Origin of the sequence: Streptomyces lincolnensis (assembly GCF_001685355.1) — a bacterium.
Lineage (GTDB): Bacteria > Actinomycetota > Actinomycetes > Streptomycetales > Streptomycetaceae > Streptomyces > Streptomyces lincolnensis.
Genome location: NZ_CP016438.1, coordinates 1,313,626 through 1,326,078 on the forward strand (window position 1 = coordinate 1,313,626; position 12,453 = coordinate 1,326,078).

At 70.9% G+C, this 12,453-nt stretch carries 14 protein-coding genes; 7 read left to right on the forward strand and 7 right to left on the reverse strand.

The window, feature by feature from the left end; all coding sequences use genetic code 11:
* Positions 1-47: 47 nt before the first annotated feature.
* The 3 genes from SLINC_RS05840 to SLINC_RS05850 all read left to right on the forward strand — a co-directional run bounded on the left by SLINC_RS05840 (position 48) and on the right by SLINC_RS05850 (position 2,835).
* Positions 48-668: a hypothetical protein gene (locus SLINC_RS05840; protein WP_067445065.1), complete on the forward strand. Its 621-nt coding sequence runs from the start codon at positions 48-50 to the stop codon at positions 666-668.
* Between the two features lie 112 nt (positions 669-780).
* On the forward strand, positions 781-1,374 hold the full coding sequence (locus SLINC_RS05845) for a VOC family protein (protein ID WP_067427598.1): 594 nt from the start codon (positions 781-783) through the stop codon (positions 1,372-1,374).
* 231 nt (positions 1,375-1,605) lie between these two features.
* Positions 1,606-2,835 (forward strand): NlpC/P60 family protein, encoded by a 1,230-nt coding sequence (locus SLINC_RS05850; RefSeq protein WP_067427601.1) that lies wholly within the window; start codon positions 1,606-1,608, stop codon positions 2,833-2,835.
* Positions 2,836-2,912: 77 nt separating this feature from the next.
* Here the strand turns inward: SLINC_RS05850 and SLINC_RS05855 are convergent, their stop codons facing one another.
* Positions 2,913-3,896, reverse strand: a complete 984-nt coding sequence (locus tag SLINC_RS05855; RefSeq protein ID WP_067427603.1) for an ATP-grasp domain-containing protein — start codon at positions 3,894-3,896, stop codon at positions 2,913-2,915.
* A 363-nt stretch (positions 3,897-4,259) separates the two neighbouring features.
* The gene (locus SLINC_RS05860) at positions 4,260-4,637 is read right to left on the reverse strand and encodes a VOC family protein (RefSeq protein WP_067427605.1); all 378 of its coding nucleotides are present in this window, start codon (positions 4,635-4,637) and stop codon (positions 4,260-4,262) included.
* A 149-nt stretch (positions 4,638-4,786) separates the two neighbouring features.
* Here SLINC_RS05860 and SLINC_RS05865 point away from each other — a divergent pair, with 149 nt between their 5' ends.
* Positions 4,787-6,304 (forward strand): alpha-N-arabinofuranosidase, encoded by a 1,518-nt coding sequence (locus SLINC_RS05865; RefSeq protein ID WP_067427607.1) that lies wholly within the window; start codon positions 4,787-4,789, stop codon positions 6,302-6,304.
* A gap of 5 nt (positions 6,305-6,309) precedes the next feature.
* Positions 6,310-7,329, forward strand: coding sequence for a LacI family DNA-binding transcriptional regulator (locus SLINC_RS05870; RefSeq protein ID WP_067427609.1), 1,020 nt, complete (start codon positions 6,310-6,312; stop codon positions 7,327-7,329).
* A gap of 185 nt (positions 7,330-7,514) precedes the next feature.
* Here SLINC_RS05870 and SLINC_RS47895 read toward each other — a convergent pair whose 3' ends face one another.
* Complete coding sequence (locus SLINC_RS47895; protein WP_152038973.1) at positions 7,515-8,051, reverse strand: hypothetical protein; 537 nt, start codon at positions 8,049-8,051, stop codon at positions 7,515-7,517.
* Between the two features lie 308 nt (positions 8,052-8,359).
* On the opposite strand from SLINC_RS47895, the gene SLINC_RS05880 reads away from it, so the two are divergent.
* Positions 8,360-8,908 (forward strand): DUF1062 domain-containing protein, encoded by a 549-nt coding sequence (locus tag SLINC_RS05880; protein ID WP_067427613.1) that lies wholly within the window; start codon positions 8,360-8,362, stop codon positions 8,906-8,908.
* A gap of 70 nt (positions 8,909-8,978) precedes the next feature.
* On the opposite strand, the gene SLINC_RS05885 is transcribed toward SLINC_RS05880, so the two are convergent.
* The 4 genes from SLINC_RS05885 to SLINC_RS05900 are packed head-to-tail and all read right to left on the reverse strand — an operon-like array spanning position 8,979 to position 11,615.
* On the reverse strand, positions 8,979-9,830 hold the full coding sequence (locus tag SLINC_RS05885) for an ABC transporter permease (protein ID WP_067427614.1): 852 nt from the start codon (positions 9,828-9,830) through the stop codon (positions 8,979-8,981).
* A gap of 11 nt (positions 9,831-9,841) precedes the next feature.
* Positions 9,842-10,753, reverse strand: coding sequence for an ABC transporter ATP-binding protein (locus tag SLINC_RS05890; RefSeq protein WP_067427616.1), 912 nt, complete (start codon positions 10,751-10,753; stop codon positions 9,842-9,844).
* Positions 10,750-11,103 carry a transcriptional regulator gene (locus tag SLINC_RS05895; RefSeq protein ID WP_067427618.1) on the reverse strand — a complete coding sequence of 118 codons (354 nt, stop codon included), beginning with the start codon at positions 11,101-11,103 and terminating at the stop codon, positions 10,750-10,752. Before SLINC_RS05895 ends, SLINC_RS05890 begins: the two co-directional genes overlap by 4 nt.
* Positions 11,100-11,615 (reverse strand): hypothetical protein, encoded by a 516-nt coding sequence (locus SLINC_RS05900; RefSeq protein ID WP_225988258.1) that lies wholly within the window; start codon positions 11,613-11,615, stop codon positions 11,100-11,102. Before SLINC_RS05900 ends, SLINC_RS05895 begins: the two co-directional genes overlap by 4 nt.
* Positions 11,616-11,752: 137 nt before the next feature.
* On the opposite strand from SLINC_RS05900, the gene SLINC_RS05905 reads away from it, so the two are divergent.
* Positions 11,753-12,121, forward strand: coding sequence for a GOLPH3/VPS74 family protein (locus SLINC_RS05905; protein ID WP_225988259.1), 369 nt, complete (start codon positions 11,753-11,755; stop codon positions 12,119-12,121).
* Positions 12,122-12,453: the final 332 nt, after the last annotated feature.

A 12,453-nucleotide genomic window follows, 5' to 3' on the forward strand; every position in this document is an offset into this window, starting at 1 on the left:
GTACGGGTACTCATGTGGACGACGACCGGGAGCCTCACTATACGGACATGCGATCGATTTCCTTCCCGAAGCCCTTGCTGGCGGCCGCGCTCGGCGGCGTCGTCGTCCTGGCCGGCTTCGGCACGCAGAACGCCACCGCCGATCAAGTCCCCGCTGCCGGTGTCGCCGCGGCGAACGACGGCGCGGAGACACGGTTCCTCGAGTTGGCGAGCCTCATCTCGCAGAGCTGTGCCCCGGACGTCTCCAGCAGCAGCGCCCACGATGTCGCAGCGGCTTCCACGGCCGACGGCACGGCAGCGGATCCGACCCCCGACTCCACCCTGCCGATCCTGGTCGACGACGTGCCGCTGACCACGGCAGAGGAGTGCGCCGGCGGGAAGCACGCCCTGCGCATCAGCAAGGCCTTCTCGGGCACGGACACGGCCACGTACGAGGACATGCGGACGAAGCTGACGAGCCTGCGCTACCCGGCCGCGCGGATCCACCGCATGCCGGACTTCTCGGGCGAACCCGTGGCACGACTCGACCTGCGGGTGGGGGCCGAGCACTTGGCCCTGGAGGTCACCGATACCCACCTGGGTGTGATGGTCGAGGCCTTCGGCGCTCCGGAGGGCGTGAGCGTGACCGAGGTCCGGCTGAAGCCTCGACTGGACCCGCCCACGTCCTGAGGCTCCTGCCGGCGTTTCCCCCACGGCGCCGGCCCGCCGACGCATCCGGGCGATCACCCGTGTCGGGCCATACTGGCCCGGTCCGCACACAACGGCCTGGCGGGGGAACCGGATGCTGACCGGGATCGTGATCGACGCGTTGGATGTCGCGCGCATGGACCGCTTCTGGCGGGAGGCGACGCGGGGCCGGACGGGCGGCCTGCGGCTGCGGTTCGTGCCGGCTCCGGAGCCGAAAGCGACGTACAAGAACCGACTCCACCTCGACCTGGCCGGGGGGCCGGACTGGGAGACGGAAGTGGCGCGCCTGCTCGCACTCGGTGCGAGGCGGGTCGACATCGGGCAGGGGGACGTTCCGTGGGACGTGCTGGCGGACCCGGAGGGAAACGAGTTCTGCGTGCTGCGTCCCGGTCACCCCGGTGTGCTCGCCGACTCCGGTCTCGTCGCGATCTGCCTCGATGTCACCGAGGCGGACTGCTCCCCGCAGGGGGCCTTCTGGGAGGCCCAGACCGGCTGGCCGGTGGTCGAGTCCCACGATTGGGGTGTGCGGCTGCGCCGGAGCCCCGGCAGCACGGTCTCGTTGGTGATGGGGCCGCCCGCCGCGCCGAAGACGGCGCGCAACAGGCTCCGGTTGGAGGTCGTCCGCCGTGACCGGGAACCGGGCGAGTTCCTCGATGCGGCCGGGAACGAGTTCCACATCACGCGGTGATCGCTCCCGAGCACCCCGACCAGTCGTCGGCCGGGCGCATCCTGACAGATGACAGGGACCGGTGGGCCGGTGGAGTCCGTACGTTGACGGAAGTCCACCGAGACCAGGGGGAGAACCGTGATCGTCAGACTTCACCGAATCCTAGGAACCCGAAGAACGAGACCCGGGGGAACAGGCCCCGGGAGAACAGGGTGGGGAGAGCGCTCGTGGGGTCGCCGGGTACGGCTCCTCGTGGCCACGCTCGTGACGGTGGTGAGTCTCGGCCTGCCGGCCGTCGCGGCCACTCCCGCGGCCGCGGCCCCGGGGTGCGCGGTACTCCAGTCCGGTGCGAGCCCCGCGGCGCAGGCGGCCGTCGAGGTCGCGTGCCGGTACGTCGGTCAGCCGTACGCCTGGGGTGGTGGTCACGCCCAGGGAGTGCCCGGTCCGAGTCAGGGCATGATCGACCGCACGTCCCCCCTCGAATCGGCCTCGGACCCGACGTACTGGAGCTTCGACTGCATCGGTCTGGTGCGCTGGGCCTGGTACAAGGCGACCGGCCGGGACCTCATCACCGAGCGCACCACGCAGGCGACCTTCGCGGCGCCGGGGTACGCGCACACGAAGTTCCTGAAGTCGCAGGGGTCGGGCGTCCTGCTGCCCGGCGACATCATGTACTTCGGCCGTGAGGGCTTCGGCCCGACGCATGTCGCGCTCTACCTGGGCAACGGCATGATGGTCGAGGCACCGCAGTCGGGCATGAAGATCCAGGTAAACTCCATCAGCGCGCGCTGGGAGCGCTTCCAGGGCGCGTTCCGCCCGCACGCCGATGTCACACCGCAGGTCTGGTCCTGGGACGGCCGCGGCGGGCTCCACAAGACCTGGGGCCAGCCCAACCTGCGGCAGGACTCGAACACGGGCAGCCGTATCAACTTCACCAACGGCAACGGCATCTCCGTGCACGTGCGGGTGCTGTGCCAACGGGTGGGCGAACGGGCCACGCTCGACGGCATGGTGAACAACGTCTGGTCGTTCCTGCCGGACTACCACAGCTGGATCAGCAACCTCTTCGTACAAGGGCCGGCGCTGCTCAAGGACGTGCCGTCGTGCGGCAACTACCCTGAGATCGGGGGCACGTTGGCAGGCGCGGAGAACAACACGTCCTGCGGCGACGGTACGGCGCCCGACTCCGCGGGAGCCTGGACGGCCAAGTCGACCCCCGTCTTCGGCCGGACCGTGGAGCTGCGCTACAACAGCACCACTCAGTGCGCCTGGGGCCGCATCATCGGCGGCACCGTCGGTGACGAGATCTGGGTCGACCGCAGCGCCGACGGGGGCCACACCTGGGACTCGATGCTCGGCTTCACCACCATCACCTCGGGCAACGACGCGTACACCACCCAGTGGAACGACGCCGGCCTCGTGATGCGGGCCTGCGGCACCAACGGCCCGGGCGGCGCCATCGAGTGCACCGGCTGGTTCTGACCCACCGACGGTCGGGCCGGCCGGTTCCGGGAGGTCCCTTCCCCCGGAACCGGCCGGTCGGCCGTCCCGGCTCCGGCTCACCCCAGGGCGGTCCGCACCGGCGCCGCGACCGCTCGGCGCCCGCGTTCGACCGAGGCGAGCGCGTCGAGGTGCGCCCGGATGTACGGAACGGCCACGGCGTCGAGTTCGCCGTCGATGAAGGCCGGGTGCACGTTGACCTCGAAGACGACTCCGCCGTTCTCGACGGCCAGGTCGACGCCGGCGAAGGGCAGTCCGACCGACGCGGTGGCCGCTACGGCGAGCTCGGCCAGGCGCGTGGGCAGGTCCTCGGGGTCGATGTGGACCGGCGTCGCTCCCCGGCAGGTGTTGCAGGGGGTCTCCGTCGCGGGCTGGATGTGCTCCCTGGCGTGGACGATCCGCTCCCCCAGCACGAAGACGCGGAACTGGTGGCGGTGGCCCTCCGCGGTGATGTTCCCCGCGTCCCGGGACAGGAGCCAGTCGGTGCCGCGCCCGGCGTAGAAGTCGATCGCCCGGTCGAGTGCCGTCGCCGTCGTGAGGTGGAAGGTGTCGTCGCCGCCGGTGCCGACGACGGGCCGCGCCCAGGTGTCCCGACCGAGCCTGTCGAAGGCGGCCATCGCCTCCTGGCGGCCGGGCCGGGACAGGACGACGGTGTCCATCTGGGCGACTCCGTCCCGGGCGAGGCGTGCCACGGTCAGGTTCTTCTCGGTCGCCGCCCGCCAGGCGTCGGGGTCCCCGGCGAGTGTCACCACGTCGTGGCGCCGCAGCAGGCGCTGGAAGTCCGCGAGCGGGCGGCGCCGGTGGGGCGGGATCTCGTAGAGGACGACCGCGTCGGGCGTGATGTCCAGGTCCTGCTCAGGGACCCGCAGGCGTAAGCGTCCCCCTTCGGGGACCGCGTGGCCCGATCCGCCGGTGGCGAAGTGCCGTGCGTCGATCCTCACCGGGGGTGTGCCGGTGAGGAGTTCGACGGCTTGTGCCAGGTACTCGCGGCAGCCTTCGGGCGAGGTGGGGTCGGCGATCAGGGCGATGCGGGGTCGGAACACAGCTGCCTCCACGGAAGCGTTCGACGCCCGCTCGTGCCGCGGGCTCGCGATGGCTCGGCACGAGCGGACTCACGAGTGGTTCACGAGTGGTTCACGGGTGTTCACGGGTGGTTCCTGTGTCGCGCGTGGTCGTCGGCGCGCGTGTCGCCCTGGAAGCCGCTGCGCCGGAACCGGTTCGGCGGCAGGGCCGGACGGCCGGTGACCACAGGAGGTTCCGCCCTGCCGCATCCCTTCCGCAGGGCCGTGGCGCCACGGTAGGCGCCCGACGGGTGGCCGGACAGGGCGCACGCGAACCGTCCGCCTGCTCCCGGCCCTGCGCCGTCCGCCCCCGCTCGTGCGCCCTGGGGTGGCGTATGAACGGAATCAGGTCTGGGGACGGTTGCGGCACAGGCAGAACGGATGCCCGGCCGGGTCTGTGTAGACCTGCCAGCCGTAGCCGGCCTCGCCGACGAAGCTCTTCTGGAAGGTGGCGCCCAGCTCGGTCACCCGGCGCTGCTCGGGCTCGAACTCGTCCACCTCGAAGTCGAGGTGGAACTGCTGCGGATGTTCCTGGCCCGGCCAGCTGGGCGGCTGGTAGTTGTCCACCTGCTGAAACGACAGCTCGATGCCGTCGTTGCGCAGGTTGACCCAGGTCTCGGTACTGATGTCGGTGTTGATCTCCCAGCCCAGCAGCTCGGCGTAGAACCCGGCCAGCTTCCAGGGGTCGGGGCAGTCGAGGATGACATCAGTGAACTTCAGCATCCGATCATCATAAATCGCGGCGCCGGGCCTCCGCGACGCGAGAGGCGGCGCCGTACCCCGAGCCCGATCAACGCGCGCCCACCTCTTGACCCGGATCCCGCCCGTAGGCGATTTTTATCGATACAAACCGTCTCTCCCAGGAGCCTCACGTGCCGGACGCCACCGCGGTCATCAACCTCGACATCGAGGGCCCGACGATCAGCCGACACCTCTACGGCCATTTCGCCGAGCACCTCGGCCGCTGCGTCTACGGCGGCTTCTGGGTCGGTGAGGACTCGCCGATACCCAACGAGGGCGGCATCCGCCTCGATGTCGTCCAGGCCCTGCGCGCCCTGGACATCCCCAACCTGCGCTGGCCGGGCGGGTGTTTCGCCGACGAGTACCACTGGAAGGACGGCATCGGCCCCCGCGAGCAGCGCCCCCGCATGGTCAACACCCACTGGGGCAACGTCGAGGAGAACAACCACTTCGGCACCCACGAGTTCATGGCCCTGTGCGAACTCCTCGGCACCGAGCCCTACATCAGCGGCAACGTCGGCTCCGGCACCGTGCAGGAGATGAGCGAGTGGGTCGAGTACCTCACCCGTGACGGCGACAGCCCGATGGTGCGGCTGCGCAAGGCCAACGGCCGCGAGGAGCCGTGGCGGGTGAAGTTCTGGGGCATCGGCAACGAGACCTGGGGCTGCGGCGGCAACATGCGCGCCGAGTACTCCGCCGACCTGGCCCGCCAGTACGCCACGTACTGCCGCGACCACGGCGACAACACGCTGTACCGCATCGCCTCCGGCGCCTCGGGCGCGGACTACCAGTGGACCCGCACCCTGATGGAGCAGATCAACTGCTTCGGCTGCGAGGCCACCCCGCGCACCTTCTTCCAGGGCATCTCCGTCCACCACTACACGCTGTCCGGTCCCTGGGAGGCCAAGGGCAGCGCGACCGGCTTCGACACCGAGGACTACTACCGGACGATGGTCTCGGCCCGGAAGATCGACGAGATCCTCACCGGCCACTCCACGGTCATGGACCTCTACGACCGGGGACGTACCGTCGGTCTGGTCCTGGACGAGTGGGGCACCTGGTGGGACGTCGAGCCGGGCACCAATCCGGGCTTCCTGTTCCAGCAGAACACCCTGCGCGACGCACTCGTGGCCTCCACCCACTTCGACATCTTCCACAAGCACGCCGCACGCCTGTACATGGCCAACATCGCCCAGACCGTCAACGTCCTCCAGGCCATGATCCTCACCGACGGCGACGCGCTGGTGCTGACCCCGACGTACCACGTGTTCGAGATGAACAAGGGCCATCAGGACGCCACGTCGCTCGCCGTGCACCTGCGCACCCGGGACGCCCACCGCCGTGTCGGCGACACCGAGTTGGAGACCGTGTCCGCCTCGGCGAGCGTCAAGGACGGCAAGGTGCTCGTCTCCCTGTCCAACCTGGACGCCGAGGAGCCCGCCGAGGTGACCCTCGATCTGCGCGGCGGCGGCATCGCTGAGCCGGTCGCCCGCATCCTGACGGCCGACCGGATCCAGGCCCACAACACCCCGGACGCCTCGGCGGCCGTCGCCCCGCGCCCCTTCGACGCCCTGAAGACCACCGACCAGGGCCTGGCCCTCACCCTGCCGCCCCACTCCTTCGTCACCGTCCAGGCCTCACTGACCTGACCACCATGGCGACGATCCAGGACGTGGCGAAGGCGGCCGGGGTCTCGGCGATGACCGTCTCCAACGTCATCAACGGTCACCCCAACGTGCGCGAGGCGACGCGGGAGAAGGTCCTCAAGGCGATGACCCGGCTCGACTACCGGGTCAACGTCTCCGCCCGCAACCTCCGCAAGGGCCGCACCGGCACCATCGGTCTCGCCGTGCCCGAGGTGAACCGCCCCTACTACGGCCGGCTGGCCGCCGCCATCGTCGACGCCGCCGCGCCGCTCGGCCTGCACGTGAGCATCGAGCAGACCCGCGCGCGGCGGGAGAACGAACTGGCGGCCCTGTCCCTGTCGCGCAACCGCATGTACGACGGCCTCATCCTGAGCACCGTGGGCATGGGTCCGAAGGACACCGAGTGGCTCAAGGTGGACCACCCGGTGGTCATCCTGGGCGAGCGGATCTTCGGGGGCCCCGTGGACCATGTCGCCATGCCCAATGTCGAGGCGTCCCGGGCGGCGACACACCACCTGGTCGAACGGGGCTGCCGGCGCGTCGCGTTCCTGCGCGGGCCGGTCGGCGAGGACATCGACGTGTCGAGCCTGCGCCGGGCCGGCTACCTACAGGCTCTGGAGAGCGCGGGTCTGCCCCCGGACCCGGCTCTGGAGCAGTGCCTGACGTCGTTCACCATGGCCGATGGGGCCCGGTGCGCCCGGCAGATGGTCGAGAGCGGGCTCGATTTCGACGGCGTGTTCTGCGTGACGGACACCGTGGCCATGGGCGTGCTGCGGGGCCTGGCCGACACCGGTGTGCACGTGCCGGACCAGGTCAAGGTGATCGGCTTCGACAACGTCGACGAGAGCGAGTTCCTCGTCCCCGCACTGTCCACCGTCGACCCGGACCACGACACGATGGCCGAGCGCGCGGTCGCCCTCCTGGCCCACCGGATCGAACATCCGGACCTCGGGACGGAACCGGAGGAGTTCGTCTCCCGGTTCTCCGTGGTCGCCCGGGAGTCCACGGGCGACCACCGGCACCCCTGAACCGGGCGCGCGACGCCCGACCCGCGCCGGCCGGGCGGACCGTCAGGACACGACGGCGGTGAGCTCTAGGTAGAGCGGGAAGATGGCCACCATCCGGTCCCAGATGTGTGCGCGCCCGGTCAGGGACGCGACGCAGGCGCGTGCGCTGAACCGGCGAGTGCCGGCCTGCTATCGGGCCCGTCGGCTCACGGCGAGGCCGTGGTTTCGTCGAGGTCGGGAAGGCTGTGCCCGCAGATCTTCTCGGTGGCTTTCTGCGCCGCGTCCCATCGTTCTTCCGTGGGTCCATAGTCGATGACGATGCCGGGCCGGGGCTTCTTCTCGGCGATGAAGCGCGCCACCGTGGTGCCGGCCGAGGCCCACTCCGTCAGTGCCGGGCGCAGGTTCCCGTGGGCCGTCGGCGCGATCAGGGTTAGACGGTCGGCGAAGTCCTGGTAGGTCTTCGCGACATCGGCCCGCAGCGCGGGATCCTTCTTCTTCCCGTCGCCGAGGGCCAGGGCCATGGCAAACAGCTGGTCGTACGCCATGGTGTCCACCAGCTGGCAGACCTCGGACGTGGCGTCGACGCCGGGGGACGCGGTGGTCGTCGCCGCAGGGCCGGAGGAAGCCGGGGCGGACGTCCGTGGCGCTCCCCCAGTTCCACTCTGGGCAGAGGATTGGCCGGAGCAACCCGCCAGGGCGAGCGCCAGCACCATGGCGAAGCCGACGGCCGTCTTTGCGCTCACGAGATCCTCCCTGGCGTTGCCCTGCCCGCTACGTCCTGGCCCGAGTCCGAGACACACCGTACGGATCGCTCGCGGGACCGGTCCCCGGCCTCGCCAACGCCCGTACACGCGACCTCCTTTGAGGGGATCGAAAACGACTGGAGCCGTGCCGCCGGCCGCCCCTACGGTGGTGCCGAACCGAGTCGTCCAGGAAAGGACGTGCCGTTGTACACCGTGTGAGACCTCCCGAGAGCTGACTCGTCGCGCGTCGCGCAGGTGCGTCGCGCTGCTTTTTGCTGCGGACTTCTCACTGAAACCGGTGTACTTCTGTGCTCGAAAACTGGGTGGTCATGCCCACCTGCCTGCCGCTCGTTCGCCGCCGTTGCCACACGTGCGCGTCCGAGCGTTTCCGGACCGACGGCAGATTTCGCGTCAACGCGAACCACAAGCTCCTCGACGTCTGGCTCCTCGCGCTCTGCACCACCTGCGGGACGACCACGAAGATCACGGTCCTGGAGCGGACGAACGTGCGCTCCGTACGGCCTGAGCTGCTGGACCGGCTGCACGACAACGACCCTGGCCTGGCAGCGGAGTTGCTCCAGGATCCGGTCGTGCGGCGCCGTAACCGCATCGCCCTCGACTGGGAGGGCGCCTGGCGCCTCGACACCGGCGGAACGGACCATCTCGACCGCGAGGTGATCGACGTCCGGGTCCGCTTCGCGGCGCGGATTCCCGTCCGGCCGGTGCGCGTGGTCGCTGAGGGGTGCGGTCTTTCACGGGCCGATGTCGACAGGTTGATCAGGGAAGGGAAGCTTGTCTCGGCGGTTCGGCTGAGCGGCAGGCTCTCCGGCGACTTCACCTTCACGCTGAAGCGCTGAACCCTTCGCGGGACCGGGCCTGTCCGGCGAGTTCCGCCGGACAGGCCCGTACTGGCGGTCGTTGCGGCCACTACGCGGCCGGCGCGCCGCTCCGCTCCGCCTTGCGGTGCCGTGCGGCCAGGCGGGAGCCGGACTCGCGGCGGGCGGCTCGGCGCAGCAGCGGGACCGCGAGGAGGAACCCGAAGACCGCCCAGGCGGTCAGGACCAGGGCCACCAGGGGCAGTTCCCAGGAACCGGCCACCTCGGCGGTCCGTGCCGCGTCCGGGAGCAGCGCCGAACGCAGGCCCTGCGCCATCCACTTGAGCGGGAAGACCGCGGCCACCTGCTGGACCGGCGCGGGCAGCGAGGTGAACGGGAACATCGTCCCCGAGGTGAACAGCAGCGCCAGCGCCGGCAGCATGATCAACGCCAGCGCCTCACGGGGGTTGGGCAGCACGGCGCCCACGGCCGCGCCGAGCGGTACGACGGCCAGCAGTCCGAGCGTGGTGACCCACGCCAGCGTCAGCCAGCCGCCCGGCCCGTGCGGCAGCGGCCCGTCCACGAGCAGCGCCGCGGCCGCCAGGAGCACCGCCAGCGTGCCGACCGCCATGGCGACCACCAGCAGGCACTTGGCGACGAGGTAGGCCGGTATCCCGCCGGGTGTGGCGCGCAGCCGCAGCAGGGTGCCCTCCTCCCGCTCGGTCACGAGTATCTGCGGGAGGTTGATCAGCCCGACCTGGAACAGCAGGTAGGCGGCGAAGCCCGCCAGCATCAGATGGGCCATCGGGGTCCGGGTGCCGGGCACGTCGTCGCCGACGTAGGCGACGACGAGCAGCACGACGACCACGTTGACCAGATGGCCGGACATCTCCTTGCCGTTGCGCAGCAGGTGCCGCAGTTCGATGCCGCCGCGCTGGAGCCCGGCACGCCAGCTGTTCGTCATGGGGGTCCTCCTCATGCGGCCGGTACCTCCTCGTTCGCGGCCGCGTCCGCTCCGGCGGCCTCGTGGTTCACCATGTGGAGGTAGGTGTCCTCCAGCGTCGGGCGGCGGACCTCCAGGTCGGCGATCGGGCCGTCGGCGTGCCGGTGGAGTTCCCAGACCAGCAGTGAGGGGTCCTCGGTGCGTTCGCGGCGGGGTGTCCCGTCGTCGTCCGTCCAACGGACCTCGGCCTGGGCGGCGGCCCGCCGGGCCAGTTCCGCGGGCGTGCCGCAGCCTCGGATCCGGCCGCCGACCAGCATGGCGATCCGGTCGGCGAGCCGCTCGGCCTCCACCAGGTCGTGGGTGGTGAGCAGGACGGTGACGCCGTCGTCGCGGGCGAGTCGTTCCACCAGGACGTGGAACTCGTGCCGCGCCTCCGGATCGAAGCCGGTGGTCGGCTCGTCCAGGAAGAGGAGTTCGGGGCGGCCGACGATGCCGAGCGCGACGTCGAGTCGCCGACGCTGCCCGCCGGAGAGCCGGTCCACCTGCTGGCCGGCCTGGTCGGTGAGGCCGACCAGGGTCAGCAGGTCGGCCGGGTCGCGCGGGTCGGGGTAGTACGTCGTGAAGTGTGTCAGCAGTTCGCCGACCCGCCAGCGGCGGTGGTCGCGCCAGGACTGAAGGACCAGCCCGATCCGGCCGCGCCACGCGTCGTCGCCCCGCTCCGGATCCGCGCCGAGGACGCTCACCTCCCCGGCGGAGCGCCGCCTGAAGCCCTCCAGGATCTCGACCGTGGTGGTCTTCCCGGCACCGTTGGGCCCGAGCAGGGCGAAGACCTCGCCGCGTTGGATGTCCAGGTCGACGCCGTGGAGGACGTCCGTGTCGCCGTATGTCATCGTCACGTCGCGCGCGTGGACGACGGGTCGGTCGGATATGTGCTTCGGCGTCATCGTCCTGCCCCCGAATGGTGTGGCCGTCCTGGTGGTGTCCCGGTCGCCGCCTGGGGAGGGGAACCCTCGACGATCGCCCGGAGTGCCGCGACGTGCCCCTCGAAGGCGGTGCGGCCGCGGTCCGTCAGCCGCACCCGGGTACGGCGGTTGCGGCCGCCGCCCTCCTTGTGGAGTTCCAGGTATCCGGCCTCCTCCAGGGTGTGCAACTGCTTGGAGAGCGCGGAGTCGCTGAGCGAGAGGCTGTCGCGGACGAACGCGAAGTCCGCCCATTGCGTCGCGGCGAGCAGCGCGACCACCGACAGCCGGGTGGCGGGATGGATCAGTTCGTCGAAGCCGGCGGGCGTACTCATCGGTCCTCGCCCGCTTCCTGCGCGTCGGCGGTCCGTGCGCCGTGGTCCCGCGCCGACCTGGCCGCCCAGCGGCTCGTCGGCCCCACGAACAGCACGAACACCGCGGCCGAGACGGTGGCCTGGATCAGACTGCCGGACATCGGCTCCAGGTGATCGAGCAGCCGGCCGGACAGCAGGGTCGTGCCGCCGGTCACCGCCGCGCCCGCGAAGAAGGTGCCGGCCATCCTCGGGGTGCAGCGGGTGTGGTGCAGGCGCACCCGGCTGCGGCGGTTGCGGATCACGCCCAGCACGCTCAGCACCGCGATGTACGCCACGATGGCCAGCGCCACGCCCCACCCGGGCAGGTCCAGCCCCAGACCGGCCAGGAAGAGCCACATGAGCGCGGCCGTGGCCCAAGTGGTGCCCGAGTCGTCCGCCGCGGACCGCTCGATCTCGTCGTACACCCGCTCCTGCGGCACTCGGATCCGTTGCAGATCCCGCCATGCCTGTTCGGCGTCCACCGGCGTGCTCACGGCTCTTGCCCTCCCGTTCCCGTTTTACTTTCCCACTGGGAAAGTTACCCTTTACTTTCCTGGTAGGCAAGTTGCTGATTCGTCGGTAGCCGCACCGGTGGGAACGGGAAGAGGGCTCATGCACCCTGGGCGGCGCCGTGCTGGACCGGCTCGTCGAGCGGGGCCTGTTGCGCCGGGAGGACAAGAAGACGCTGGACGTGTTCCGCACGACGGTCACGCGGGCCGCGGACACCCGGCACGCGGAGGCCCTCGTGGGGCGGGTGCGCGCGGCGCTGGTGGACGGCGTGGAGCCCGATGCCCGTACGGCGACGGTGATCGGCCTGCTCTCCGCGAGCGGCACGCTGCCGAGCCTGCACCGCTCCGTCCCCTGGTCGGGTACGGTCCACCAGCGCGCGAAGCGGCTGGAACAGGCGAGTTGGGGCGCGAAGCGGTCAACACCGCGGCCACCGACTGAGCAGGCGCGGTCGGCTCCCGAACGGGCGGTCTCCTTGTCGGGGTCGGTGTGAACACCTGCCTCCACGGACTCGACCGTCCCGTGCGGGCGGACGGACCGGATCAGTTGGCCGAGGCGCGGGCCGCCACCGGGTCCACGGCACATGTCGACGCCCTGGCCGTCGGTCGGTTCGGCGATGGCCTCGTCCCGCTTCCGGGAGGGGTCGGCGACCACGGTCGCGTCGGCCTCGATCGCCCGGCGTGCCTACCGACCTTCCGCGTCGACGACACCGGAGCGATCGGGCCGTCCGCGTCACGGCATGGCCGCCACCCCCGGACACCAGGACGGTCCGCCTGAACCACGGGAGTGGGGAACCGGTCGCAGCCGCTCCCCCACCCTCACCAC

Excerpts from the sequence above, each read along its gene's own strand:
- SLINC_RS05890 (WP_067427616.1), bottom strand. The coding sequence starts at position 10,753 with ATGACGCCGAAGCACATATCCGACCGACCCGTCGTCCACGCGCGCGAC.
- SLINC_RS05860 (WP_067427605.1), bottom strand. The coding sequence starts at position 4,637 with ATGCTGAAGTTCACTGATGTCATCCTCGACTGCCCCGACCCCTGGAAG.
- SLINC_RS05895 (WP_067427618.1), bottom strand. The coding sequence starts at position 11,103 with ATGAGTACGCCCGCCGGCTTCGACGAACTGATCCATCCCGCCACCCGG.
- SLINC_RS05840 (WP_067445065.1), top strand. The coding sequence starts at position 48 with ATGCGATCGATTTCCTTCCCGAAGCCCTTGCTGGCGGCCGCGCTCGGC.
- SLINC_RS05845 (WP_067427598.1), top strand. The coding sequence starts at position 781 with ATGCTGACCGGGATCGTGATCGACGCGTTGGATGTCGCGCGCATGGAC.
- SLINC_RS05870 (WP_067427609.1), top strand. The coding sequence starts at position 6,310 with ATGGCGACGATCCAGGACGTGGCGAAGGCGGCCGGGGTCTCGGCGATG.
- SLINC_RS05885 (WP_067427614.1), bottom strand. The coding sequence starts at position 9,830 with ATGACGAACAGCTGGCGTGCCGGGCTCCAGCGCGGCGGCATCGAACTG.